At 67.3% G+C, this 23,130-nt stretch carries 26 protein-coding genes; 13 read left to right on the forward strand and 13 right to left on the reverse strand.

Going from position 1 to position 23,130, the window contains the following annotated elements:
• Window positions 1-52: 52 nt before the first annotated feature.
• The 3 genes from B5M41_RS15020 to B5M41_RS15030 all read right to left on the reverse strand — a co-directional run bounded on the left by B5M41_RS15020 (window position 53) and on the right by B5M41_RS15030 (window position 1,863).
• Window positions 53-544: a hypothetical protein gene (locus tag B5M41_RS15020; protein WP_134648156.1), complete on the reverse strand. Its 492-nt coding sequence runs from the start codon at window positions 542-544 to the stop codon at window positions 53-55.
• A gap of 88 nt (window positions 545-632) precedes the next feature.
• Window positions 633-1,211: a TetR/AcrR family transcriptional regulator gene (locus B5M41_RS15025; protein WP_134648158.1), complete on the reverse strand. Its 579-nt coding sequence runs from the start codon at window positions 1,209-1,211 to the stop codon at window positions 633-635.
• Window positions 1,212-1,278: 67 nt separating this feature from the next.
• Entirely contained in the window at window positions 1,279-1,863 is a 585-nt protein-coding gene (locus B5M41_RS15030; protein ID WP_134648160.1) for a methylated-DNA--[protein]-cysteine S-methyltransferase, read from the reverse strand.
• A gap of 129 nt (window positions 1,864-1,992) precedes the next feature.
• On the opposite strand from B5M41_RS15030, the gene B5M41_RS15035 reads away from it, so the two are divergent.
• Window positions 1,993-3,051, forward strand: coding sequence for a M14 family metallopeptidase (locus tag B5M41_RS15035; protein ID WP_134648162.1), 1,059 nt, complete (start codon window positions 1,993-1,995; stop codon window positions 3,049-3,051).
• A gap of 114 nt (window positions 3,052-3,165) precedes the next feature.
• Window positions 3,166-4,626 carry a phospholipase D-like domain-containing protein gene (locus B5M41_RS15040; RefSeq protein ID WP_134648164.1) on the forward strand — a complete coding sequence of 487 codons (1,461 nt, stop codon included), beginning with the start codon at window positions 3,166-3,168 and terminating at the stop codon, window positions 4,624-4,626.
• Here B5M41_RS15040 and B5M41_RS15045 read toward each other — a convergent pair.
• Both B5M41_RS15045 and B5M41_RS15050 read right to left on the reverse strand, forming a co-directional pair.
• Window positions 4,598-5,440 (reverse strand): endonuclease/exonuclease/phosphatase family protein, encoded by an 843-nt coding sequence (locus B5M41_RS15045; protein ID WP_230640100.1) that lies wholly within the window; start codon window positions 5,438-5,440, stop codon window positions 4,598-4,600. The genes B5M41_RS15040 and B5M41_RS15045 overlap by 29 nt on opposite strands.
• A gap of 85 nt (window positions 5,441-5,525) precedes the next feature.
• Entirely contained in the window at window positions 5,526-6,005 is a 480-nt protein-coding gene (locus tag B5M41_RS15050; protein ID WP_167718930.1) for an Lrp/AsnC family transcriptional regulator, read from the reverse strand.
• 151 nt (window positions 6,006-6,156) lie between these two features.
• Here B5M41_RS15050 and B5M41_RS15055 point away from each other — a divergent pair, with 151 nt between their 5' ends.
• From B5M41_RS15055 to B5M41_RS15065, 3 genes are read left to right on the forward strand one after another with little or no spacing between them, the layout of a single operon-like run.
• Window positions 6,157-7,326 carry an amino acid aminotransferase gene (locus tag B5M41_RS15055; RefSeq protein ID WP_134648166.1) on the forward strand — a complete coding sequence of 390 codons (1,170 nt, stop codon included), beginning with the start codon at window positions 6,157-6,159 and terminating at the stop codon, window positions 7,324-7,326.
• 7 nt (window positions 7,327-7,333) lie between these two features.
• A complete protein-coding gene (locus tag B5M41_RS15060) occupies window positions 7,334-7,954 on the forward strand; it encodes a YitT family protein (RefSeq protein WP_134648168.1) in 621 nt (206 codons plus the stop codon).
• A 46-nt stretch (window positions 7,955-8,000) separates the two neighbouring features.
• Entirely contained in the window at window positions 8,001-8,345 is a 345-nt protein-coding gene (locus tag B5M41_RS15065) for an ArsC family reductase (RefSeq protein WP_134648170.1), read from the forward strand.
• Window positions 8,346-8,348: 3 nt separating this feature from the next.
• On the opposite strand, the gene B5M41_RS15070 is transcribed toward B5M41_RS15065, so the two are convergent.
• Window positions 8,349-9,002, reverse strand: a complete 654-nt coding sequence (locus B5M41_RS15070; protein ID WP_134648172.1) for a sulfite oxidase-like oxidoreductase — start codon at window positions 9,000-9,002, stop codon at window positions 8,349-8,351.
• 145 nt (window positions 9,003-9,147) lie between these two features.
• Here B5M41_RS15070 and ybaK point away from each other — a divergent pair, with 145 nt between their 5' ends.
• Both ybaK and B5M41_RS15080 read left to right on the forward strand, forming a co-directional pair.
• A complete protein-coding gene (gene ybaK, locus B5M41_RS15075; protein WP_134648174.1) occupies window positions 9,148-9,621 on the forward strand; it encodes a Cys-tRNA(Pro) deacylase in 474 nt (157 codons plus the stop codon).
• Between the two features lie 82 nt (window positions 9,622-9,703).
• Complete coding sequence (locus tag B5M41_RS15080; RefSeq protein WP_134648176.1) at window positions 9,704-10,948, forward strand: aminopeptidase; 1,245 nt, start codon at window positions 9,704-9,706, stop codon at window positions 10,946-10,948.
• Between the two features lie 48 nt (window positions 10,949-10,996).
• Here B5M41_RS15080 and B5M41_RS15085 read toward each other — a convergent pair whose 3' ends face one another.
• Complete coding sequence (locus B5M41_RS15085) at window positions 10,997-11,881, reverse strand: EamA family transporter (protein ID WP_134648178.1); 885 nt, start codon at window positions 11,879-11,881, stop codon at window positions 10,997-10,999.
• Window positions 11,882-11,966: 85 nt separating this feature from the next.
• Here B5M41_RS15085 and B5M41_RS15090 point away from each other — a divergent pair, with 85 nt between their 5' ends.
• Window positions 11,967-12,449, forward strand: a complete 483-nt coding sequence (locus B5M41_RS15090) for a MarR family winged helix-turn-helix transcriptional regulator (protein WP_134648180.1) — start codon at window positions 11,967-11,969, stop codon at window positions 12,447-12,449.
• Here the strand turns inward: B5M41_RS15090 and B5M41_RS15095 are convergent, their stop codons facing one another.
• The 3 genes from B5M41_RS15095 to B5M41_RS15105 form a co-directional block, all read right to left on the reverse strand.
• Complete coding sequence (locus B5M41_RS15095) at window positions 12,450-13,040, reverse strand: NAD(P)H-dependent oxidoreductase (protein ID WP_134648182.1); 591 nt, start codon at window positions 13,038-13,040, stop codon at window positions 12,450-12,452. It lies immediately after the preceding gene.
• A gap of 7 nt (window positions 13,041-13,047) precedes the next feature.
• On the reverse strand, window positions 13,048-14,652 hold the full coding sequence (xseA, locus tag B5M41_RS15100; protein ID WP_134648184.1) for an exodeoxyribonuclease VII large subunit: 1,605 nt from the start codon (window positions 14,650-14,652) through the stop codon (window positions 13,048-13,050).
• Window positions 14,653-14,721: 69 nt separating this feature from the next.
• A complete protein-coding gene (locus tag B5M41_RS15105; RefSeq protein WP_413713173.1) occupies window positions 14,722-16,488 on the reverse strand; it encodes a hypothetical protein in 1,767 nt (588 codons plus the stop codon).
• A 178-nt stretch (window positions 16,489-16,666) separates the two neighbouring features.
• On the opposite strand from B5M41_RS15105, the gene B5M41_RS15110 reads away from it, so the two are divergent.
• Window positions 16,667-17,665: a glycosyltransferase gene (locus B5M41_RS15110; protein ID WP_134648188.1), complete on the forward strand. Its 999-nt coding sequence runs from the start codon at window positions 16,667-16,669 to the stop codon at window positions 17,663-17,665.
• On the forward strand, window positions 17,662-18,051 hold the full coding sequence (locus tag B5M41_RS15115; RefSeq protein WP_134648190.1) for a GtrA family protein: 390 nt from the start codon (window positions 17,662-17,664) through the stop codon (window positions 18,049-18,051). The genes B5M41_RS15110 and B5M41_RS15115 overlap by 4 nt, the downstream gene beginning before the upstream one ends.
• On the opposite strand, the gene B5M41_RS15120 is transcribed toward B5M41_RS15115, so the two are convergent.
• Window positions 18,009-18,809: a helix-turn-helix domain-containing protein gene (locus B5M41_RS15120; RefSeq protein ID WP_134648192.1), complete on the reverse strand. Its 801-nt coding sequence runs from the start codon at window positions 18,807-18,809 to the stop codon at window positions 18,009-18,011. The two genes, B5M41_RS15115 and B5M41_RS15120, sit on opposite strands and share 43 nt — an antisense overlap.
• 123 nt (window positions 18,810-18,932) lie before the next feature.
• Here B5M41_RS15120 and B5M41_RS15125 point away from each other — a divergent pair, with 123 nt between their 5' ends.
• Together B5M41_RS15125 and B5M41_RS15130 are read left to right on the forward strand one after the other, a co-directional pair.
• The gene (locus tag B5M41_RS15125; RefSeq protein WP_134648194.1) at window positions 18,933-19,343 is read left to right on the forward strand and encodes a hypothetical protein; all 411 of its coding nucleotides are present in this window, start codon (window positions 18,933-18,935) and stop codon (window positions 19,341-19,343) included.
• A gap of 110 nt (window positions 19,344-19,453) precedes the next feature.
• Window positions 19,454-20,479, forward strand: coding sequence for a histone deacetylase family protein (locus B5M41_RS15130; protein ID WP_134648196.1), 1,026 nt, complete (start codon window positions 19,454-19,456; stop codon window positions 20,477-20,479).
• A gap of 43 nt (window positions 20,480-20,522) precedes the next feature.
• Here the strand turns inward: B5M41_RS15130 and B5M41_RS15135 are convergent, their stop codons facing one another.
• Window positions 20,523-20,972, reverse strand: coding sequence for a GNAT family N-acetyltransferase (locus B5M41_RS15135; RefSeq protein ID WP_230640102.1), 450 nt, complete (start codon window positions 20,970-20,972; stop codon window positions 20,523-20,525).
• On the reverse strand, window positions 20,969-21,919 hold the full coding sequence (locus B5M41_RS15140; RefSeq protein WP_134648198.1) for an aldo/keto reductase: 951 nt from the start codon (window positions 21,917-21,919) through the stop codon (window positions 20,969-20,971). The genes B5M41_RS15135 and B5M41_RS15140 overlap by 4 nt, the downstream gene beginning before the upstream one ends.
• A 144-nt stretch (window positions 21,920-22,063) precedes the next feature.
• On the opposite strand from B5M41_RS15140, the gene B5M41_RS15145 reads away from it, so the two are divergent.
• Window positions 22,064-23,050, forward strand: a complete 987-nt coding sequence (locus B5M41_RS15145; RefSeq protein WP_134648200.1) for a Gfo/Idh/MocA family protein — start codon at window positions 22,064-22,066, stop codon at window positions 23,048-23,050.
• Window positions 23,051-23,130 lie beyond the last annotated feature (80 nt).

Genomic DNA, 23,130 nt, shown 5'->3' on the forward strand with positions numbered 1-23,130 from the left:
GCGATAGCCTCTCATCGCCGGGACAAACTTTATCGGGCCATGGCTTTGCGGCTCATGTGGCCGCGACAGCCCCGTTCTGCCGCCGCAGGAAAAGGATCTGCGCGGCCAGGCCGATGATCAGGATGGCCAGCAGCGTCGCCTGCGCGCCGAGCAGCAGCGGCGAATTCAGATCGGGCGCCAGCGGGTGTCCGTCCGGAACCCGGCGCAGGATTTCGGTAATGGTCGGCAGCATCAGAAGAAACGCGCTCAGGGTGAGACAGATCGTCTCGACATATCGTGCGAGGCGCGTCTGGCCGAACAGGCGTTGCGCCCCGTAACCCGCGGCCAGGAACAGGATCGTCGCCCCGGCGATACCGTAGCTCACGGGCTGGTGCGCGACGAGGAAGGCGGTCGCAGCGCCGATCAGCATGGAAACGAGATAGATCATGCCCGCGCGCGAGCGCGGGACGATGCGGCCGTGCCGGGCGAACATGTAGAGCGCCACGGGTATGGCCGGCAGGCTGCCGAGCGTATGGACCCAGCCGAGGGGAGAAATTCCGAACATCAAATTGTCCTTTCTGGTGTGAGCGGTTCAACTATCTACTAGTTGGTAGGCAATTGGTGTCAGCGTTGCGCCATTGGAATTGCCGGTTTCAGACGGCGATGCGCTCCAGCAGGGAGCGGGAGACCGTGGCGAATGCGGCAGGCTCGCCATAGGCGCGCGCCGAAAGCATCGCGCCGTGCACGGCGGCCATGAACAGTTCCGCATTATCGCCAGCCGTGCCGGCCAATGTAAAGCGGTCCTCGGCGGCACCGCGCTCCAGCACGGCGGCGAGCCAGCCCGAGAGGTGCCGGAAATGGGCGCGGACTTCGAGCGCCACCGCCTCGGGCAAAAGCTGCATCTCGGTGGCGAGCAGCGCGCAGACGCAGAAGGGGTGCGACGCATCGGCGATGCAGGCCTCCCAATAGCCGAGATAGGCTTCGACCTGCGCGCGCGGATCGGCGACGGCCTGCTCCAGGTTCGCCAGGCCCTGCCGCGCCTCCTCGCGATACTGCGCGACGACCGCCCGGACGAGATCGGCCTTCGCCGGAAAATGATGGTGGATGCTGGCCTTGCGGATGCCGACGACGGCAGCGATATCGGCATAACTGAAACCGTTATAGCCGCCGCGCACGAGGAGGGTGCGGGCGCAGCGGAGAATGTCGTCGGCAGTGGAAGGAAGGTTGCTCATGTCGCTACCTACCAACTAGTAGGTCGGAATGCAAGTCCCATCATCCGCCGCACCGCCGTCGACGTCCCTAGAAGCCGAAGGACTGCTGCGCCGGTGCGGGCGGCGCGAAGGAGATGCCCTCCAGCGCCAGCATCTTCAGCTTGGAGGACGAGCCGCCCGGCGCGGAGAAGCCGCCGACCTTGCCGCCGGCGGCGAGCACGCGGTGGCAGGGAATGATGAGCGCGACGGGATTCTTCGCCATGGCCTGGCCGACCTCGCGCGCCATTTCCGAGCCTGCGCCCAGATCGCGGGCTATCGTGCCGTAGGTCGTCGTCCTGCCCCATGGCACCCGGCGCGCGGCCTCATAGACCTTCAGGAAGAAATCGCTCCGGCCCGCAAGGTCGAGCGCGACGCCGGTAAAATCGACAGCCTCGCCTGCGAAATAGCGCCTCACCGCATCCACGGCGCGGGCGACATCCGGCGGCGGCGCGCCGGTCTCGGCCGCTGTCTCGGCTTCCGTCTCGGTCTCGGGCAGGCGGCGCAACAGCAGGCGGCGCGTCGTCGCCGCATCCTCGCCCGGCAATTGGAAGCGCACGATGCCGGCCGGGGTCCAGGCGATGCCGCAGGGGCCGCCAGCCGTGTCGAAGATCAGATAGCGGATATTGCCGGGCATGATCGGTTCCTTTCCGTTTCACCGAAGATCGGGCTTTGGCCCGCCGCTTTCAACCCGATTCTTGCCGGGGCTTGCGGAACGCGCCATCCCTTCGCATAACCGGGCGAAACGAAGCAGCGAGGGCATGACGTGGAACGGACAGAGATCATCATAAGCGGCGATACGGCCGGCATCGAATGGCGCGCGCCGGTCTTCCGCTTCAAGGGCAGCGATGCGACGGCGCCCTCCGTCTATATGCAGGCCGCCCTCCACGCCAATGAACTGCCCGGCGTCGCGGTCGCGCATTTCCTCCTCGAGAAGCTGCGCGCGGCGGAGGCCGAAGGCACAATCCGCGGCGACATCACCGTCATCCCGCAGGCCAATCCGATCGGGCTTGCCCAGTCCCATTTCGGCGAGATGGAAGGCCGGTTCGACCTGGGCTCGCGCACCAATTTCAACCGGGATTTCCCGCTCGTGGCGCTCGCCGAGCGTGAGACGCTCATCGCCGACATGGACCGCCGCAGCGCCATCGACCGGCTGAAGCGCACGCTGCTCCACACGGCACTCGGCCACGACCTCGTGCTCGACCTGCATTGCGACGACGAATCCCTGCAATATGCCTATATCGACGATGCCTTCTGGCCGGAGGCGGCCGATCTCGCCGCAGCCCTCGACATGCAGGCGGTGTTCCTCTCCGACGGCGAAAGCACCGCCTTCGAGGAGGCCGTCGGCCACGCCTTCAAGCATCAGGGCGAAGAGAAGCTGAAAACCGTGCCCGGACGTCTCTCCGTGACCGTGGAACTGCGCGGCCGCCGCGACGTCTATGCCGGCATGGCCGCCCGCGATGCCGATGGCCTCTGGGCCTTCCTCGCCGGGCGCGGCGTCGTCGCCGATCCCGCGCTCAGCGTGCGCGCCTATACCGGCCCGGCCGTTCCGCTCGACAATATCGAGATGGTGAAGGCGCCCACGCCGGGCACCATCCTCTTCCACCGCGATATCGGCGAAACCGTCAGGGCGGGCGACATCCTCGCCACCCTCATCACCCGCCCCGGCGAGGCGGACGGCACGATCACCGTGGCGGCGCGCCATGACGGGCTGATCGCCACCCGCAGTTCCGCCCGCTATGCGCGGCGCGGCGACGACCTCATGAAGATCGCCGGCCACGAGCAGACGCGACGCGATCGCAAGCCCGGCACGCTGGAGGATTGACGCCAGGGCGGAAAATCTTTCCGCCAAGGGGCAAAACACCCTCTCGCATTCGCATCATCCGGGGCAATATATAGCGGGGCGGGCTTGCCGCCCGCGGGATGAGCCGAACGCATCATGTTTGACACTTTCACCGCCTACTGGCCGCATATCCTCGTCGCGCTGTCCATCGCGCTGGGCGTTCCGGCCGCGATCCACGCGACCATGACGAAGGAGGAGGTGCGCGCCGCCATCGGCTGGGTCGGCGTCATCGTGCTCTCGCCGGTCGTCGGCGCTGTCATCTATTACGTCGCCGGGGTGAACCGCATCCGCCGCAAGACGCTCAGCCTCAGCCGCGAGGGACTGCTGGCCTCCGGCTGGGAGCACCGCGCCGAATACGACGTGTCCAACGAGCATGTGCAGGTGGCCTTTGGCGGGGCGCTCGCCGCCATGCAGCGGCTGGGCGACACGGTCGGCCGCTTCCGGCTGACCTCGGGCAACCGCATCGGCCTCCTGTCGAGCGGCGACGAGGCCTATGCCGCCATGCTGGCCGCCATCGACGCCGCCGAACGCTCCATTTTGCTGGAAACCTACATTTTCGACCGGGACGATGCCGGCGGCCGCTTCGTGGCAGCACTTGCCGATGCGGTGGAACGCGGCGTCGAGGTGCGCGTGCTGATCGATGCCGTCGGCGCGCGCTATTCCATTCCCTCCGTCGTGTCGGAACTGAAGCGGGCGAACGTGCCGGTCGACGTTTTCAACGGCAATATCGTCATGGGCCTCCGGCTGCCCTATGCGAACCTGCGCACCCACCGCAAGATCCTCATCGTCGACGGCAGCGTCGCCTTCACCGGCGGGCTCAACATCCGCGCCGGTTTCTGCACGGAATTCGCCGGCGCGGCCGCGGCGCTCGACACGCATTTCCGCGTCACCGGCCCCGTGGTGGGCGATCTCTTCCGCCTCGCCTACGAGGACTGGCGCTTTTCGGGTGGCGACGAGCTTTCCGGCGAGGCCTGGCATATCGCGCCGCCGCCGGATGCGCCGGGCAGCGGCATGCTGGCCCGCGTCGTGCCGTCAGGGCCCGACAAGAGCCTCGAAACCAACCATCGCGTGCTGATGGGGGCGGTGTCCGTCGCCAAGAAGCACATCCGCATCATGTCGCCCTATTTCCTGCCGGACCGCGAACTGATCAGCGCCATTCTCACGGCCGCGCGCCGCGGGGTCAGGATCGATATCGTCGTGCCCTATTCCAACAACCTGAAACTGGTCGACCTCGCCATGAGCGCCCAGTTCGACCAGATGCTCAAACACGGCTGCCGCATCTGGCGGGCGGCCGGCGTGTTCAACCATTCCAAGCTCACGGTGGTCGACGACGCCTGGACCTATATCGGCTCGTCGAACATCGATCCGCGCTCGCTGCGGCTGAATTTCGAGGTGGATATCGAGGTGGTGGATACGGGCTTCGCCAGCCTTGTCGGCGAGCGCATCGATACCGCCCTTGCCGGTGCCCACGAGGTGACGCTGGAGGAGATCAGGGCGCGGCCCTTCGTCCAGCGCCTCGTCGAGCACATTACCTGGCTTGGCTCGCCCTATCTTTAGGATCCGCCGCGCGGCTCGACACCGCTTCCAGGTCGATATGCGCCTTGATCGGCAGGTGATCGGAGGCGATGCGCGCCAGCGGCGTGTCGTGCACTTCGACGGAGGTGACGAGATCGTGCGGATGGCCGAGCACCCGGTCGAGCGCCAGGACGGGAAAACGCGAGGGAAAGCTCGGCACCGCGCCCGATGCCGGGTCGAAGGTCGGCTGGAGACGCGCGAGCGAGGAACGCCGTCCGACGCGCCATTCGTTGAGATCGCCGACGAGCAGCGTGGGCATGGCCTCCTCCTCGGCCACCGAGGCGAGGATCGCCATGGCCTGCTGCTCGCGTGAGCGCTTGAGCAGGCCGAAATGGGCGGCGACGAGCCGGAGCTTGCCGCGCGGCAGGTCGAGCGTCACGACGAGCGCGCCGCGCGGTTCCACGCCTGGCAGCTTGAGTTGCCGGACGGCGCCGACGACGCCCTTGCGGATCATGATCATGTTGCCGTGCCAGCCATGGCCGGAGGACGAGAGCGATGTGATCGGCACCGGCACCAGCCCGCAATCGCGCTCCAGCGTCTCGAGGTTCAGCAGGCCCGAGCGCTCGCCGAAACGCTTGTCGGCCTCCTGCACCGCGATCACGTCCGCGTCGATCTCGGCAATCACGCTTGCGGTGCGTTCGGGATCGAAGCGCCGGTCGACGCCGATGCATTTGTGCACGTTGTAGGAGGCGATCACCGTGTCGCCCGGGCGATTGCTTTCCGGCGGCCGATGACCGCGGCGATTGCGGATGGCCGTCAGCAATGTGGCGGATGTCGTCCTGCTGTTCCTGTCCAATGCACCTTCCTCGTGGCACCCATGCATCATATGGGCGCGCGCGCCTTTCCGGCAACCGCCCGGCGGCGGGAAGGTTCCGGAAAAATCACGGCAGCGGGCTCACCTGCATCTTCGGGCTGTCGAGCAGGATGGTCGAGCGCAGCGTCTTGATCTCGCCCATGCGCTCGAATTCGCTCCACAGCAGCCGGCGGTAATCCCCGGCGTCCTTCACCGCGATCTTCAGCAGGAAATCGAAACTGCCGGCGACCGTGTGGCATTCCACCACCTCCGGCATGCGCCGCACGAGATCGATGAACCGTTCGCCGACGCGCGGGCCGGTGCGCTCGAGCGACACCTCCAGAAAGGCCTGGAAGCCGATGCCGGCGGCGCGCGGATCGACGATCACGGTGTGGCGGATCACACCGCTCGCCTCAAGCCGCGCCAGCCGGCGCGACAGCGGTGCTGGCGACAGGCCGACCTTTTCGGCGAGCTGGTTGTTGGAGAGGCCCGCATCCTCGACGAGCAGGCGGATGATGCGCCGATCCGTCTGGTCCAGCACGGCGTCATCGGCAATCTTTCTGTCCATATCGGCCCCATCAGCAAAAATCAGGATCAGTCTAGCTGAAATGCGCAATAAGATAAAAGTACCTTGCGCGATGCCCGCAAAATCATGGTCGATTTTGCGGCAGGTTTCTTCTACACCACGACCATTGCCACCCCAGACAGGATCCCTTGACATGTTCGATGCCCTCGCCCGCCAGCCCGACGATCCGCTGCTTGCGCTGATCGGCCTTTTCCGCACGGATGCGCGCGCCGGCAAGGTGGATCTCGGCGTCGGCGTCTATCGTGACGAGACGGGCGCGACCCCGATCTTTCGCGCCGTCAAGGCCGCCGAGCGCAGCCTTGTCGAGACGCAGCCGACCAAGGCCTATGTCGGCCCCGAGGGCAACCCGGTCTTTCTCGATCATCTCTGGACGCTGACGACGGGCGAGGCCGGCAAGGGCCGCGCCACCGCCGCCCTCCAGACGCCGGGCGGTTCCGGCGCGCTTCGCCTCGCCGCCGATCTCATGGCGCTCATGGGCACAAAGCGCGTCTGGCTCGGCCTGCCGAGCTGGCCGAACCATGCGGCGATCTTCAAGGTCGCCGGTCTGGAGGTCATCGGCTATCCCTTCTTCGACGTCCCCTCCCAGACCGTGCTGTTCGATCGCATGATGGCGGCCCTGTCGGGGGCGTCTGCCGGCGATGCGGTCCTCCTGCATGCCAGCTGCCACAACCCGACCGGCGCCAACCTCACCGACGACCAGTGGCGCGCCGTCTCCGATCTCATCGCCGCGCGCGGCCTGCTGCCGCTCGTCGACATCGCCTATCAGGGTTACGGCCGCGGGCTTGAGGAGGATGCCGCAGGGCTGCGCACGCTGCTTTCAGCCGTTCCCGAGGCGCTGGTTGCCGTCTCCTGCTCCAAGTCCTTCGGCCTCTACCGCGAGCGCACCGGCGCGATCTATGCCGCCTGCGGCAATGCCGAAACGGCGCTTTCCGTGCGCAGCAACCTCGCCTCGCTCGCCCGCACCAACTATTCCATGCCGCCGGACCATGGCGCGGCCGTGGTCGCCACCATTCTCGGCGATGCCGCGCTCAAGGCCGACTGGATGGCGGAACTGGAAACCATGCGCCAGCGCATCACCTCGATCCGCGAACGCCTCGCCGCCGGCCTTTCCGCCCGCTGGCAGGTGCTGACGGCGATCCGCGCGCAGGAAGGCATGTTCTCGCTGCTGCCGCTGGAAGAAGCCGACGTCGTGAAGCTGCGCGCCGAACACGCCCTCTACATGCCCGCCTCCGGCCGCATCAACATTGCCGGCCTCAAGTCGGCCGAGGTCGATGCCGTCATCGAAAAATTCCTGAGCCTGTGAGGCCTCCATGACGACCGGGACCACGACCTCGCCGGAACGGCACTCCGTCTATGAGGATGTCATCGCCATCCTCATCGGCACGATGTTCGTGGCGCTCGGCGTGGTGATCTACACCAAGGCCGTGCTGCTCACGGGCAGCACGTCTGGTCTGGCGCTCCTGCTGCAATATGCGACGGGCATCGGCTTCTGGTGGCTGTTCTTCCTCATCAACCTGCCGTTCTACGTGCTGGCGGTGAAGAAGCTCGGCTGGGCGTTCACGCTGCGCACCTTCGCGGCGGTCACGCTCGTCTCCGTGCTCAGCCGGCTGACCTCCGAACTCGTCGGCTTCTCCCATCTCGATCCGCTCTATGCGGCCGTCATGGGCGGGGCGCTCGCCGGCACCGGCCTGCTCATCCTGTTCCGCCACCGCACAGGGCTCGGCGGGATCAACGTTCTCGCCATCTACCTGCAGGATCGCTTCGGCCTGCGCGCCGGCTATTTCCAGCTTGCCGTGGACCTCGCCATCCTCGCCGCCGCCTGGTTCGTCATCCCGGCCGACCGGCTCGCGCTGTCGCTGATCGGCGCCGTCATCGTCAACATGACGCTCGCCATCAACCATCGCCCGGGCCGCTATCTGGGCGTGACGTAAGCCCCTTCGCGGCTTAAGAAGGCGCAAACGACAGAAGGAGACATGCGTGACCGTCACCATCTACGGCATCAAGAACTGCGACACGATGAAGAAGGCCCGTACCTGGCTGGACGCCAAGGGCGTGGCCTACCGGTTCCATGACTACAAGGCCGAGGGCATCGACGCGGAGAGCCTGAAGCGCTGGGTGGAGACGCTCGGCTGGGAAACCGTGCTCAACCGCTCCGGCACGACCTTCCGCGCCCTGCCGGATGCCGACAAGCAGGACCTCGATGCCGGCAAGGCCATCGCCCTGATGCTCGCCCAGCCCTCGATGATCAAGCGCCCGATCCTCGATCGCGACGGCGCGCTGACCGCCGGCTTCAAGCCCGAGATCTACGAAACCCTGTTCTGAGGCTCAGTCGTCGGAGTAGCGCTCCTCGGCCCAGGGATCGCCGCGCATGTGATAGCCGTTGCGCTCCCAGAAGCCGGCCTGGTCGCCGGGCAGGAAGTCGATGCGCGTCAGCCACTTGGCGCTTTTCCAGAAATAGAGATGCGGCACGACGAGCCGCATCGGACCGCCATGCTCGACGGAGAGCGGCTGGCCCTCCCAATGGGTGGCGAGGATGGCGTCCTCGGCGGCGAAATCGGCAAGCGGCAGGTTGGTCGTGTAGCCGTCATAGCTCGTCAGCATCACGAAATGCGCCTGCGGCCGCGGCATGACGAGCGCCAGCAGGTCGCGCGTCGCCACACCCTGCCAGCGGTTGTCGTAGCGCGACCAGGTGGTCACGCAGTGGATATCGGTGAGCCGGTCGCTCTGCGGCAGGGCGAGGAAGGCCGCCCAGTCGAAGGACATCGGGTTTTCCGCGCCGCCCTTCACGTCCAGCCGCCAGCTTTCCGGCCGGATCACCGGCTGCTGGCCGAGATCGAGCACCGGCCAGTTCTTCACGAGATGCTGGCCGGGCGGCAGGCGGTCGGTCTCGGGGCGGGTGATGCGCCCGGTGAGGAACCGGCCCTCGTCCGCCCACTGGCGCTTGGTGCGGGTGAGCTTGCTCTCGTCGTCGTCGCTCATGGCGCTCTCCTGTTGTCCGTCCGAGAGTTGGGAATGCGCGGCACGCTGTCAAGATGACGCGGTGCGACGGCCCGCGCATTGACAGGCAGGCCCGCCACCTGCCACCCATGGCGGACATTCTTTTCGCTTCGATGACGGCAGCCCCATGTCCAAGACCACGCGCGCCACCCAGGCCCTCGCCAAGGCCGGCGTTTCCTTCACCCTCCACACCTACGATTACGACCCCAATGCCGACCGCGTCGGCCTCCAGGCGGCGGAAGCGATCGGCGAGCACCCGTCGCGCGTCCTGAAGACGCTGATGGCCGAGGTGGACGGCAAGCCGGTCTGCGTGATCGTGCCCTCCGACCGCGAGGTCAGCATGAAGAAGCTCGCCAGCGCCTTCAAGGGCAAGTCGGCCGCGATGATGAAGCCGGCGGATGCCGAGCGGCTGACCGGCTTCGTGGTGGGCGGCATCAGCCCGTTCGGCCAGAAGAAACAGGTGCCGACGGCCATCGAGGAAGAGGCGCTGGCGCATGAGGCCGTCTATATCAACGGCGGCCAGCGCGGCCTTCAGGTGCGGCTTGCACCGCGCGACGCGATGGCGGCGCTCAAGGCCATCGCCGCGCCGGTGATTGCCTGAGACACCTTCTCATCGCCCCTCCTTCTCATTGCCCCTTTGGCACACTAAGTTTGCCCTATCCCTCGCAACAGACAGGCATGCCATGACCCATCCCGCCTCCCCCGTCGATCCCGTCAAACTCGACAAGCTCGCCGAAGTGGCCGTGCGCGTCGGCCTCCAGCTCCAGAAGGGGCAGGACCTCGTGATGACGGCGCCGATCGCCGCCCTGCCGCTGGTGCGGCTCATCACGAAGCACGCCTACATGGCCGGCGCCGGGCTCGTCAGCACCTTCTATGCCGACGAGGAGGCGACGCTCGCCCGCTACCGCCATGCGCCGGACGAAAGCTTCGACCGCGCCGCGGACTGGCTCTACGAGGGCATGGCCAAGGCCTATGCCAATGGTGCCGCACGGCTTGCCATTGCCGGCGACAACCCGATGCTGCTGGCCAACGAAGACCCTTCCAAGGTGGCGCGCGCCAACAAGGCGAACTCCATGGCCTACAAGCCGGCGCTGGAGAAGATCGCCAATTTCGACATCAACTGGAACATCGTGTCCTATCCCAACCCGTCCTGGGCGAAGCAGGTCTTCCCTGATGACCCTGAAGACGTCGCGGTCGAAAAGCTCGCCAACGCCATCTTCGCCGCGTCGCGCGTCGATGTCGCCGATCCGGTCGCGGCCTGGGCCGCGCACAATGCCAACCTCGCCAAGCGTTCCGCCTGGCTGAACGGCGAGCGCTTCTCCGCCCTGCACTTCACCGGCCCGGGCACCGACCTGACGGTCGGGCTGGCCGACGGCCACGAATGGCACGGCGGCGCCTCCACGGCGAAGAACGGCATCACCTGCAACCCGAACATCCCGACCGAGGAGGTCTTCACCACGCCGCATGCCCTGCGCGTCGAGGGCCATGTCTCCTCCACCAAGCCGCTCTCCCACCAGGGCACGCTGATCGACGATATCCAGGTGCGCTTCGAGGGCGGCCGCATCGTCGAGGCGAAGGCGTCGAAGGGCGAGGCGGTGCTCAACAAGGTGCTGGATACCGACGAGGGCGCGCGCCGGCTCGGCGAAGTGGCGCTGGTGCCGCATTCCTCGCCGATCTCGGCGAGCGGCATCCTGTTCTACAACACGCTGTTCGACGAGAACGCCTCCTGCCACATCGCGCTCGGCCAGTGCTATTCGAAGTGCTTCCTCGACGGCGCGAGCCTGACGCCCGAGCAGATCCGCGCGCAGGGCGGCAATGAAAGCCTCATCCACATCGACTGGATGATCGGCTCCGACAAGGTCGATATCGACGGCGTGCGCGCCGACGGAAGCCGCGTGCCCGTCATGCGCGCCGGCGAATGGGCCTGACCCGGACGGGATACGAAACGGCCGGCGTTGATGACGCCGGCCGTTTCCTCAAAGCGCCGGGCTTGTCGCGCGCGGCAACGGCGCTGGCGCGGCCTGTGCCTTCTGGCTGAGCCAGACACTTCCCAGGATCACCAGCATTCCGGCAATCTGCAACGGGCGCAGGTCCTGCCCGAGCAGCGCCCAGCCGAGGACCACCGCCACCAGCGGGCTCAGGAAGCCGAGCGGCGAGATCGCCGCCGGGCCGAGCCGCGACAGGCCGCGGAACCAGACGATATAGGTCAGTGCCGCCCCGATCACGCCGAGATAAAGGAAGCCGATGAGGTTATCGGCCGTCGGCACCGGCAGGGCCGGCTCCAGGAGCAACGCCACGGGCACCAGGAGCAGGCCGCCCGCCGTGAGCTGCCAGGCGGTGAAGGTCAGCGGCGGCACCGGCGGCTGCCAATGGCGCGACAGCACCGTGCCGAAGGCCATCGACACCGCGCCTGCAAGGCCCGCGAGAACGCCGATCGGGTCGAGGCTTGCCGCCGGCGTCAGCACCAGCAGCGCAACGCCGCCGATGCCGCCCAGGCCGGCGAGCACCGCAAGCGGCCGGACCGCCGTGCCCATCACCGCGCGCGACAATGCGAGCACGATGAGCGGCTGGATCGCACCCACCGTCGCCGCCACGCCGCCCGGCAGGCGATAGGCCGAGACGAAGAGCATGGCCCAGAAGAACGAGAAGTTCAGCGCGCCGAGCAGGAAGCTGCGCGGCCACCAGATCCCGCGCGGCAGTTGGCGCACGATGAGCAGCAGAAGAAGGCCGGCAGGCAGGGCCCGCAGCATGGCGACCGTCAGCGGATAGCCGGCGGGAAGCAGCTCCGTGGTCACGATATAGGTGCTGCCCCAGATGGCGGGGGCGGTTGCCGTCAACAGGATGTCGGAAGCGCGGGACATGAATTTATCTCTAAACAAAGAATCTTGACGTCAAGATATATGCGATTATCTTGACGTCAAGATAATTTATCTCTTTAGTCGCGCCATGGATCACGTCGACAGAATTACCGCCCAATGGAACCGCGAACGTCCGGACCTCGACACCGGGCCGATGGGCCTGCTCGGCCGCCTCGCGCGCCTGCGCAACCACCTTGCCCGCGAGACGGAAAAGGTCTTCGCCGGGCACGGCATCAACATGGCGGCCTTCGACGTGCTGGCGACGCTTCGCCGTTCCGGCGCGCCCTACAGGCTGTCCCCGGGCGATCTCCTCGCCACCACCATGGTCAGCTCCGGCACCATGACCAACCGGCTCGACCAGCTGGAAAAGGCGGGCCTCATAAAACGCACGCACAATCCGGAAGATCGCCGCGGCGTGATCATCGCGCTTACGGACAAGGGACTGGCGCTGGTCGATGCGGCGGTCGAAAGCCATGTGCAGAACCAGCACCGGCTGGTCGCCGCGCTGAGCCCCGGCGAACGCGACGCGCTCGACGGCCTGCTTCGGACCTTCCTTGCGAAATTCGAATGATCAGATGCGGCCGACGCGCTTTTCGACGCGCGCGACATGCGCCCTGCGCTTGTCCTCGTCCGCGCGGTCCATGTCGTGGAGATTGACCATGCGGAAATCGAGGCCTTTGGCGCAGAAGGCCGCGATGCCGCGCTTCAGCAGCCGTTTGACGGGGTTGCCCATATAGAGGTTGACGACCCACCAGGGCGAGCCCGTCGTGGTAAAGGCCCAGAACAGGCGGATATTGCCGAGCCGCGGCCGGATGCGCCCGCCGGCAGGATCGTTCTCGAAGGCGACGCCGGGCACGAAGACCCGGTCGAAGAAGCCCTTCAGGATGGCCGGGAAATTGAACCACCATTGCGGAAAGACCAGTATTATCCCGTCCGCCTGCTTCAGGCGCGAGACGAAGGGTTCGGCCTCGGCGGGGTCGTAATCCGGCGCGAAATAGCGCGCCCGCTCGCTTTCGCTCAGCCGAGGATCGAAATCCTCGCGATAGAGGTCCAGCAGGTCCACCGTATGACCGTTTGCCGTCAGCGTCCTGCGCGCCGTTTCCGCGATGCTTGCGGCGAAACTGTCTTCCAGCGGATGGGCGAGCACGAGCAGGATGCGCATGGCGGCCTCAGAACAGCGAGCCCTGGCGCGGCGCGGGTTTTGCCGCCTCCGTTTCCGGTCTGGCCGGCTTTTTGCGCTGCGGCGCGCCGCCGCCGCCTGAACCCGTAACAGGGCCCGTGACGGCATCGACCACGCCGTCGGCGAACTCGATGGCGATGGCGCGGCCGGGGCCGAGTTCGCTCGCCCCCTTTACCGGCGCGCCGTCCTCGTCGCGCACCAGCGCATAGCCGCGCTTCAGCACGTTGCGGTAGGAGAGCGATTGCAGCACGCGATCCTGCGCCTGCAGGAGCGCGCGGCGGCGCGCCAGATCGCCGGCAAGCGCGCTTTCGCCCCGCAGCGCGAGGCCCTTGAGCCTGTCGCGCGACCGCTCGGTCTGCGTCCTGATGCGGGCGGGTGTCGCCCGCAGGGACACGTCGAAAGCCGAAAGCCGCGCGCGCAGCTGGTCGAGCCGGCGCTCGATCACGCGCTCGGCCCGCAGCAGCCGCTCGTCGACGCGCTGGCGGCGCTCGGCGATGCGTGTCACCAGCATGTCGGGGCGCAGATGCGCGGCGGCCCGCTCGAAGCTGCGGCGCTTGTTGACCGTGTTCATGTGCAGCCCGCGGCCGAGACCGGCGGCGGCTTCATCGAAGCGGCGGCGCGGCAGGGCCAGAAGCTGGTCGAGCGAGGGCAGCGCGCGGGCAAGCGCGCGCACGCCCTGGCGGCGATTGTCCATCTGGCGCGCCATCGCGCCGCCGAGCCGTGCGGCAAGCGAGGCGATCTCGGCCTGAAGATCGGCCTTCACGGGCACCGCCATTTCCGCCGCCCCCGTGGGGGTGGGCGCGCGGCGGTCGGCGGCGTGGTCGATCAGCGTCCAGTCCGTTTCATGCCCGACGGCCGCGATCAGCGGGATCCGCGAGGCCGCCGCGGCCCTGACGACGATCTCGTCGTTGAAGCTCCAGAGGTCCTCCAGGCTGCCGCCGCCGCGTGCGACGATCAGCACGTCGGGCCGCGCGATCGGCCCGCCGGGGACAAACGCGTTGAAGCCCTCGATGGCGGCGGCCACCTCCTGGCCGGACCCCTCGCCCTGCACCTTGACCGGCCAGACCACGACATGAACCGGGAAACGGTCGGCGATGCGGTGCAGGATATCGCGGATGACGGCCCCGGTCGGCGAGGTCACGACGCCGATCACCTTCGGCAGGAAGGGCAGCGGCTTCTTGCGCTCCGCATCGAACAGGCCTTCGGCGGCGAGCTTGCGGCGGCGTTCCTCCAGAAGCGCCATCAGCGCGCCCGCGCCGGCCGGCTCCAGCGTCTCGATGACGATCTGGTATTTCGAGGAGCCCGGGAAGGTGGTGATCTTGCCTGTCGCGATCACCTCCATGCCCTCTTCCGGCTTGAAGCGCAGGCGCGAGAAGCTGCCTTTCCAGACGACGGCGTCGATGCGCGCCCGGTCGTCCTTCAGCGAAAAATAGGCATGCCCCGAGGAATGCGGGCCGCGATAGCCGGAAATCTCGCCGCGCACGCGCACCTGGTCGAAGGCCTGCTCGACCGTGCGCTTGATGGAGCCGGAGAGTTCCGACACCGAATATTCGGCAAGGTTGCTGGGCGAATCATTGTCCGAAAAGAAGCTCATGCCGCCAAGTCTAGTGCGTTTGCCGGCAGATGACAGGCCGGTGCAGGCCGTGTCCCCAGCGCAGTGCCGCTATTGCGGCCTGACCCGGAAGAGCTGCAAGGCGGCGTTCTCGGTTCCCGCGATCGGTTCCAGATAATCCGGCACCCGCCCCCTCAGCAGATCGGCATACAGGCCTTCGGGTTCGGCCTTGGCGAGGTCGCGGGTCTGGGTGTCGTCGGCGCAGAAGGCGACCAGCGTGACATGCGCCCCGCGCAGGAAAGCCTCGGCCTGATGTGGATTGGACAGGCCGATATGCAGCTCCGTCAGCATGCCGCCCTGGTTGCGGTGATAGGGTGCGGAGAGCACCCGGTGCGGCGTGTAGCGCAGGATCTGTACGCCGAGATTGGACGGCCCGGACACGACGCCCGCCGGTTCGTTCGCCAGCGGCGCGATGGAGGCCTGCGCCGTGCAGGCGGCGCGCACCTTCGCGGTGCCGGCAAGCCCAGCCTGCAATTGCTCCTGCGAGCGGCCGGGCAAAAGCGCGCCGGCAAGCGCCCATGTGGCGGGCACGGCGGCCAGCGTCAGGCCGGCAAAGGCGAGGCCGAGCCCGAGGTTTCTCGGATGGGCGTTCGAGACCCGGCGCAGGTCGGCAATGGCAAGGCCGAGCGGCAGCGCCGACAGCAGGTTGCTGAAGATCGCGCCGCGGATCTGGATGAGCGAGACGGCGAAGGCGACGCCGATCAGCGCCAGCATCGTCAGGTGCCCGCCGACGGCCTCGCCACGGCGGATGCGCCACAGGCAGACGACGAGCGCGAGCAGGGCCGGCGCGTAATAGGTCCCGATGGAGGCCGGCTCCAGCCGGAACTGCGCGACGGCCGACTGCGCCTCGATGACGCCCGACAGCCAGAAGGTCTTCAGCAGCGGATCGAGCGTGTCGAGCGGATTGGCGAGGCAGCCCGGCGCGATAACGAGGACCGCGCCTGCGATAACCGCACCGCCTATGGCGAGGGCGGCGAGCCGGCCGCCGAAGGCCCGGTTGCTGGTGAGGGATGCGACCAGGAACAGCATCGCGCCGCCGAACGTGGCGAGCGCATAGAAGCCGTAGGACAGGCTGTCGCAGGTCACCTGCGTGTAGCGCGAGGGCGCGACCGTGGCGAAGAAGGCAAGCGTCACCGTCGCCGCCAGCGCCAGCCCGAAGGCGGCGGCGGCCGCACGGAACGCCGGGCCCAGCCAGAGCCAGCGCAGCGCCACGACGAGGCAGACCGCGCCGACCAGCGGCGTGGTTTCGGCACCGATGGCGATGGCGAAGCCCGCCAGCGCGCCGGCCGCCGCATGGTCGCGCGCGCGCAGGCCCGGATCGAGCAGCATGGCGGCAATGCCGGCGATAATGGCGAGCTGCACATTGTGGTGATCGATCGAGCCCGGCTGGAAGCGGTTGAGCGCCACGACGAAGATCGTCGTCAGGATCAGCGTCGCATGCATGGCGGCGGCGCCGCCCAGCCGGTGGCCGGCCAATCCCATGAAGAACAACACCGGCACGACCAGCATGAGCGGCCAGACCGCCAGCGCCAGCGCTTCCGCGCGCGGCTGCTCGACGAAAAGCGAGAAGAAGCCGATCAGGTTGGCGATGGGCAGGTCGATGAACCGCGACCAGTGCATGAGGGTGCCGCCGTCGAGGCCGAGACGGTATTGCGTCATGTCGAACCAGCCCTGGCCGGCCATGAGGTCGCGCACCATGACGAGGCGCATCGTGTCGTCGTTGTCGGCGCCGACATAGTCGGTGGCAAACGGCAGCGAGATGGCAAGCAGGAGCGCGATGGCGATGGCGGCGTAGAGCGCCAGCACGCCTGCGGTCATGCCCTGGCGGCGCGGCGGCGCGGCGGCGGCTGCGAGCGGCAGGGCCGAGGGCGTGGTTTCCGGCATGTCTTGACCCTTTCGTGCAGCGTTCGAAGCCGCCCGAAACCTAGCCTTAACCTTCTCAAGAAATAGTAAAACGGCGCCCGCATGAGGCGGCGTGGACGGGAGATTGCACCCCATGACGGAAGCCCTGATGGAAGACCTCGATATCGCCGTGCTCCTGCCCTGCTACAACGAGGCCCAGACGATAAGCGACGTGGTCGCCGCCTTCCGCGCCACGCTGCCGATGGCCCGCATCTACGTCTACGACAACAATTCCACCGATTCGACCGCGCTGCGGGCCGCCCTTGCCGGCGCGACCGTCGTGCGCGAGCGCCGCCAGGGCAAGGGCAATGTGGTGCGCCGCATGTTCTCCGACATCGAGGCCGACATCTACATCATGGCCGACGGCGACGGCACCTATGCCGCTGCCGATGCGCCGGAACTCATCCGCACGCTGATCACCGAGGGTGCGGACATGGTGGTGGGCACGCGCCGCGGCGTGCGTGCCGATGCCGGCCGCCAGGGCCATGCCTTCGGCAACCGGATCTTCAACACGCTCTACCGTTCGCTGTTCGGCAACGATTTCTCCGACATCTTCTCCGGCTACCGCGCCTTCTCGCGCCGTTTCGCCAAGAGCTTCCCCGCCGTTTCCGGCGGCTTCGAGATCGAGACGGAGATGTCGGTGCATGCCTCGCGGCTGCGCCTGCCCGTGGCCGAGCTGGAGCTGGATTACGGCCGGCGCCCGGACGGCTCGCATTCCAAGCTCTCCACCTTCCGCGACGGCGGAAAGATCCTGTGGATGTTCGCCATGCTGATGAAGGAAACCCGGCCCTTCACCTTCTTCGGCGCGATCAGCGGCGGCTTCCTTCTGGCAAGCCTGGTCTTCATGGCGCCGGTGCTGGTCGCCTATTTCGAGACCGGCCTCGTCGAGCGCATGCCGACCTGGGTCTTCTCGCTCGTGCTGATGCTCATTTCCTTCCTCGTCTTCTCCGCCGGCATGATCCTCGATTCGCTGGCCCGCGCCCGGGCCGAACAGCTGCGCATCCACTACATGAACCTGCCGGCCGGTCATGCCGGCCATCGCCATCGCGCCCCCGCAACGCAGCATCCCGCGGAGCGGCCGCGCGCGGCATGAGGCGTCTCCTGCTCTTCGCGGCCACCGGCATTGCCGGTTTCCTCGTCGATGCCGGCACGCTGGCGCTGCTGTTGTGGGTCACGCCGCTCGGGCCGCTCACGGCACGGCTCATCGCCATCGCGCTCGCCATGCTGTTCACCTTCTGGGTGAACCGCACCTTTACCTTCGGTCGCAGCGCGCGTGGCCTCGTGGCGGAAGGCGCGCGCTATGGCGGGGTCGGCCTCTCGGCCTCCATGCTGAACTATGCGCTCTATTCCGCCCTCGTCATCGCCTTCCCGACCTTTCCCCCCGTGCTTGCCGTCGCCGTGGCCTCGCTTTGCGCGATGGCCTGGTCCTTCCTCGGCTATTCCCGTTTCGTCTTCGGCCCCGCTCCACCCTCGAAATGAGCCCGCGTCTGCGCGTCCGCGGGAAAGAAGCTCTCGATGAGCACGCCCTGCACGAGCGCATCCTGCGCGGAGCCGAAGGAGGTGAGCGTGGTGATCCAGTTGAAGCGCTTCGCGCCGATCCGCATCTCGATCGGCAGCACGGGAAGCCGTTCGGTGGCGGGAAAATCGTCAAGTGCGGCCCGGACATCGTCCGCCGCCGCCAGCCGCTCGATGCGTTTGACGAGCGGGCTGCGCGGCCCCTGGAGACGGGCTTCCGCGCGGATGCGGTTGACGAGGTCGGCGGCCGAGCGCGGCCAGTTCACGACGATGGAGCGCAGCGGCGTGGGGCCGAGATAGGCATCGAGAAAATTGTCGCCGGGCGAAACGGCAATCCCCGCCATGCCGGCAAGGCCCATGAAGGCCTGGTTGGCCGTCAGCACGTTGTATTCGTGGTCGAACACCACGCCCGGATAGGGATCGTGCCGGTCCAGGATGAGGCCGATGGCCTCGACCACCGCCGCCGGAAGGGCGGCGAGGCTGGCGGACGGCGTCGTGGCGAAGCGCGGCCGGAAGCCGGCGGCGGAAAACAGCGCGCCCTGGTCGCGCGCGGGAATGTCGAGCACGGCCGAAAGCCGCAGGATCATGCCTTCCGACGGGCGCGAGCGGCCGGTTTCCAGAAAGGACAGATGGCGCGCCGAAATGCCCGCCTCGCTTGCCAGCGCCAGCTGGCTCATGCGGCGGTGGCCGCGCCATTCCCTGAGATGGTCGCCGAATTCCATGCTTTCCTCCAGACCGGCGCGCAGTAAACAGGAGGTGGCGCGTGATTTCCATTACCTCCGAGGTAATTGGTTTGCTGCACCATGGCCGGCAGGATGGCGCCATCGACAACGAAGGAGCCCATCATGTTCGCCGCCCTCAACCGCAATCTCCTGCAATCCGTCCTCCTCGCCGACGGCGTCTTCTCGCTGGCCGTCGCCGCCCTGTTCTTCGCGATACCAGGCCCGGTCGGAGCGCTCGTCGGACCGTTCGCCACGCCCGCGCTCGTCAACGGACTGGCGGCCTTCTTCCTGGTGTGGGGCCTGTTCCACCTCGCGCTCGGGCGGCAGGTGCCGCCTTCGGCCGCCGCGGTTCGCCTCGCCATCGCCGGTGACGGGCTGTGGGTCATCGGCAGCATCGCCGTCCTCGTCGCCGGCCGCGACGGCCTCACGCTCACGGGCATCGTCCTCGTCGCCGTGGCCGCCGTCGCGGTTGCGGATATCCTGCTTCTCAAGCAGATCGGCCTTATCAGGCAGCAGCGCGCCGCCGTGGCCTGAAGGCGATGCGGATGAAGGGGAAACAGAAAACATGTCCCCTTCATCCCGCCGATTCCCCTTGCGCAAAAAATGCACTACCGTCGCGCCCGAATGAAAATGGGGAGCCCTTCATGCGCGTTATCTTTTCCGAGGACCACAAGCTCAGGAACGCCCGCAGCGAACTTCACGGCGGCGAGCTGGTGGCGCCGTTCGAGGCGCCGTTCAGGGCGGAATGGATCCTCGCGGCCGTCAAGGACGGCGGTTTCACCGATATCGCCGCCCCTGACGACTATGGTCTCGAAACCGCGCTGAAGGTGCATGACGCCGGCTACCTGTCCTTCCTCGAAACCGCCTGGGACCAGTGGAAGGCGGCCGGCTACCGGGGCGAGGCCATCGCAACTTCCTTCCCCGTGCGCCGCACCTCGCCGCGCATTCCCACCCAGATCGACGGCCTGCTCGGCTACTACTGCAACGCCGCCGAGACGGCGATCTCGCCGGGCACCTGGGAGGCGGCGCTTTCCTCCATGCGCACCGCGCTGACGGCCACCGATATCCTCGCCTCCGGCGCAAAGGCCGCCTTCGCGCTCTGCCGCCCGCCCGGCCACCATGCCGGCATCGATTCGTTCGGCGGCTACTGCTTCATCAACAATGCGGCCGTGGCCGCCCAGCGGCTGCTCGACAAGGGCGCGAAGAAGGTGGCCGTTCTCGATGTCGACTTCCACCACGGCAATGGCACGCAGGACATCTTCTACGAACGCGGCGACGTCTATTTCGCCTCGCTGCACGGCGACCCGGCGGAAGCCTTCCCGCATTTCCTCGGCTATGCGGAGGAGACCGGAAAGGGCGCGGGCGAAGGCACCACGCAGAACTATCCGCTGCCGCCGGGCACGCCCTATGCCGTGTGGGAGCAGGCGCTGCACGACGCGCTGAAGCGCATTTCCGCCTTCGGCGCGGAGGCGATCGTGCTGTCGCTGGGCGTCGATACCTTCGAGAAGGACCCCATCTCCTTCTTCAAGCTCACGTCGCCGGATTACGTGACGATGGGCCGGGCGGTCGCCGCCAGCGGCGTGCCCGTCGTCACCATCATGGAAGGCGGTTACGGCGTGCCGGAAATCGGCCTCAACGTCGCCAACACGCTGAAGGGCATCGCCGGCTGACCGGCCGGCATTGGCTTAAAACCGGCCCCGATGCGGGGCCGGTCTATGTCTTCAGGCGGTAGCGCACATAGCCGTCGGCCGGGGCATAGCTGTCGTAGAGCCTGCGGGCGCGGGCATTGTCGCCGTTGGTGTGCCAGTAGATGCCGCGCCAGCCGTGGCGTTTCGCAAGTGCGATGAGATCGTCCACCAGCGCCCGGCCGATGCCCTTGCCGCGCACCGTCTCGTCGACATAGAGATCCTCGAGATAGCCTTCCGGCGCGATATCCCAGGTGCAGTCGTGATAGTGGTGGATGGCGAAGCCCACGGGCCGACCATCCTGCTCGGCAATGCGCATGGTGACGCGCGAGGAGGGATCGAGGATGCGGGCCCAGGTGAAGGCCGTCACCTCCTCCGGCACGTCGGCCGCATAGAAGGTGAGGTAGCCGGCCCAGAGCGCCCGCCACGCCGCCTCGTCCCCCGCCACCGCGTCGCGGATCGCCACGACGGCGGTCACGCCCCTGCCCTGTCGAGCAGCGCGACCTGGTCGGCCGACAGCGAAAGCGATGCCGCCCGGGTGAGGCTCGCCAGCTGCGAAAGGCTGGTGGCGCTGGCAATCGGTGCGGTCACGGCCGGTTTCGCCATCAGCCAGGCGAGCGCGATTTCGGCGGGCTTCGCGCCGGTCTCGGCGGCCACCTGGTCGAGGGCGGCGAGGATGCGCTGGCCCTTGTCGTCGAGGTAACGCTGCACGGCCTCGCCGCGCGCCGTGCCTTCCGTGTCCGCCTTGCTGCGGTACTTGCCGGTCAGGAAGCCCGAGGCGAGGCTGAAATAGGTGATGACGCCGATATCCTCCTTGCGGCAGAGATCGGCGAGCGGGCCTTCGAAACCGTCGCGGTCGTAAAGATTGTATTCCGGCTGCAGCACCCCATAACGCGGCAGACCCGCCTTGTCGGCGGCGTCGAACGAGGCCTGCAGCTGGTTCGCATCGAGGTTGGAGGCGCCGAAGGCACGCACCTTGCCGGCGGCGACGAGGCTCGCATGCGCCTCCAGCGTTTCCTCATAGGGCGTCGCGTCGTCCGGCCAGTGCGAGAGATAGAGGTCGATATGGTCGGTCTGAAGGCGCTTCAGCGAGGCCTCGACTTCCTCGAGGATCCACGACTTGCGCAGGTCGCGCCGGCCCTGGCCCATATCGGAGCCGACCTTGGTGATGATCACCACCTTGTCGCGCGCCACGCCCGTACGCTTCAGCCACTTGCCGATGATCGTCTCGGACTCGCCGCCCTTGTTGCCCGGCACCCAGCTCGAATAGACGTCGGCCGTGTCGATGGCGTTGAAGCCGGCATCCGTGAAGGCGTCCAGGAGGTCGAACGAGGTCTTCTCGCCGGCCGTCCAGCCGAAGACATTGCCGCCGAAAACCAGCGGTGCGATGGACAGGCCGGTCTTGCCGAGGGGTCGAAACTGCATGGGATCCTCCAGGGTTCGTGCGCAAATCGCTGCGCCGAACATAGGACGCCGCGCGGGGCTTTGCACGCGGGGCGGCGGATTTTTCCGAACTTGCAGGCGGACGGCGGCGCGACTAGTCTCTCGCCGCAATCAGGGAGTGACATCATGCTGCGTTTCGGAATCCTCTCGACGGCCAAGATTGGCCGCGAACTCGTCGTGCCCGCCATCCAGGACGCGGAGAACTGCGTCGTCACCGCCATCGCGAGCCGCGACCTTTCCAAGGCCCGCGCCATGGCCGACCGCTTCTCCGTGCCGCATGCCTTCGGCTCCTACGAGGAGATGCTGGCCTCCGACACGATCGACGCCGTCTATATCCCTCTGCCGACCGCGCAGCATGTCGAGTGGTCGATCAAGGCGGCGGATGCCGGCAAGCATGTGCTGTGCGAAAAGCCGATCGCGCTTCACGCCGGCGAGATCGACGCGCTGATCGCCGCGCGCGACCGCAACAAGGTGCTGATCTCCGAAGCCTACATGGTCACCTACAGCCCGGTCTGGCGCAAGGTGCGCGCGCTCTTGTCGGAAGGCGCCATCGGCCGCCTGCGCCATGTCCAGGGCGCCTTCACCTATTTCAACCGCGATCCCGGCAACATGCGCAACGTGCCGGCACTCGGCGGCGGCGGCCTGCCCGATATCGGCGTCTATCCGACGATCACCACCCGCTTCGTCACCGGCAAGGAGCCGGTCCGCGTGCAGGCCACCACCGACCGCGACCCGGAATTCGGCACGGACATCTATTCGAGCGTGCGCGCCGATTTCGGCGATTTCGAACTGTCCTTCTACGTCTCCACCCAGCTCGCCCAGCGCCAGGTCATGGTGTTCCACGGCGACAAGGGTTTCATCGAGGTCAAATCGCCGTTCAACGCCGACCGCTACGGCGCCGAGGAGCTGGAACTGACCAACCAGAATCACGCCGAAAGCCAGATCTTCCGCTTCCAGGATGCCCGCCAGTACCGCCGCGAGGTCGAGGCCTTCAGCAAGGCGGCGCGCGGCGAAAACGAGGAGATCGTGCCGCTGGAAAGCTCGGTCAACAACCAGAAGCTCATCGACGCCATCTACCGCGCCAGCGAAAAGGACGGCTGGGAGGCGGTCTGACCCGCCCGCCCCGCCATCAAGGGAAGGCGCCGCAAGGCCAGGCGGGATCGAAACGGCATAAAAAAGGGAGGCATCGCCTC

Source organism: Shinella sumterensis (assembly GCF_004514425.2).
Classification (GTDB): domain Bacteria; phylum Pseudomonadota; class Alphaproteobacteria; order Rhizobiales; family Rhizobiaceae; genus Shinella; species Shinella sumterensis.

Bases quoted from the DNA above. Each gene is read 5' to 3' on its own strand.
- B5M41_RS15120 (WP_134648192.1), bottom strand. From the start codon at position 18,809: ATGGAATTCGGCGACCATCTCAGGGAATGGCGCGGCCACCGCCGCATG.
- B5M41_RS15110 (WP_134648188.1), top strand. From the start codon at position 16,667: ATGACGGAAGCCCTGATGGAAGACCTCGATATCGCCGTGCTCCTGCCC.
- ybaK (WP_134648174.1), top strand. From the start codon at position 9,148: ATGTCCAAGACCACGCGCGCCACCCAGGCCCTCGCCAAGGCCGGCGTT.
- B5M41_RS15105 (WP_413713173.1), bottom strand. From the start codon at position 16,488: ATGACCGCAGGCGTGCTGGCGCTCTACGCCGCCATCGCCATCGCGCTC.
- B5M41_RS15085 (WP_134648178.1), bottom strand. From the start codon at position 11,881: ATGTCCCGCGCTTCCGACATCCTGTTGACGGCAACCGCCCCCGCCATC.
- B5M41_RS15080 (WP_134648176.1), top strand. From the start codon at position 9,704: ATGACCCATCCCGCCTCCCCCGTCGATCCCGTCAAACTCGACAAGCTC.
- B5M41_RS15125 (WP_134648194.1), top strand. From the start codon at position 18,933: ATGTTCGCCGCCCTCAACCGCAATCTCCTGCAATCCGTCCTCCTCGCC.
- B5M41_RS15020 (WP_134648156.1), bottom strand. From the start codon at position 544: ATGTTCGGAATTTCTCCCCTCGGCTGGGTCCATACGCTCGGCAGCCTG.
- B5M41_RS15050 (WP_167718930.1), bottom strand. From the start codon at position 6,005: ATGGACAGAAAGATTGCCGATGACGCCGTGCTGGACCAGACGGATCGG.
- B5M41_RS15055 (WP_134648166.1), top strand. From the start codon at position 6,157: ATGTTCGATGCCCTCGCCCGCCAGCCCGACGATCCGCTGCTTGCGCTG.
- B5M41_RS15070 (WP_134648172.1), bottom strand. From the start codon at position 9,002: ATGAGCGACGACGACGAGAGCAAGCTCACCCGCACCAAGCGCCAGTGG.
- B5M41_RS15095 (WP_134648182.1), bottom strand. From the start codon at position 13,040: ATGCGCATCCTGCTCGTGCTCGCCCATCCGCTGGAAGACAGTTTCGCC.
- B5M41_RS15090 (WP_134648180.1), top strand. From the start codon at position 11,967: ATGGATCACGTCGACAGAATTACCGCCCAATGGAACCGCGAACGTCCG.
- B5M41_RS15030 (WP_134648160.1), bottom strand. From the start codon at position 1,863: ATGCCCGGCAATATCCGCTATCTGATCTTCGACACGGCTGGCGGCCCC.
- B5M41_RS15145 (WP_134648200.1), top strand. From the start codon at position 22,064: ATGCTGCGTTTCGGAATCCTCTCGACGGCCAAGATTGGCCGCGAACTC.
- B5M41_RS15130 (WP_134648196.1), top strand. From the start codon at position 19,454: ATGCGCGTTATCTTTTCCGAGGACCACAAGCTCAGGAACGCCCGCAGC.
- B5M41_RS15025 (WP_134648158.1), bottom strand. From the start codon at position 1,211: ATGAGCAACCTTCCTTCCACTGCCGACGACATTCTCCGCTGCGCCCGC.
- B5M41_RS15040 (WP_134648164.1), top strand. From the start codon at position 3,166: ATGTTTGACACTTTCACCGCCTACTGGCCGCATATCCTCGTCGCGCTG.
- B5M41_RS15140 (WP_134648198.1), bottom strand. From the start codon at position 21,919: ATGCAGTTTCGACCCCTCGGCAAGACCGGCCTGTCCATCGCACCGCTG.
- B5M41_RS15115 (WP_134648190.1), top strand. From the start codon at position 17,662: ATGAGGCGTCTCCTGCTCTTCGCGGCCACCGGCATTGCCGGTTTCCTC.
- B5M41_RS15060 (WP_134648168.1), top strand. From the start codon at position 7,334: ATGACGACCGGGACCACGACCTCGCCGGAACGGCACTCCGTCTATGAG.
- xseA (WP_134648184.1), bottom strand. From the start codon at position 14,652: ATGAGCTTCTTTTCGGACAATGATTCGCCCAGCAACCTTGCCGAATAT.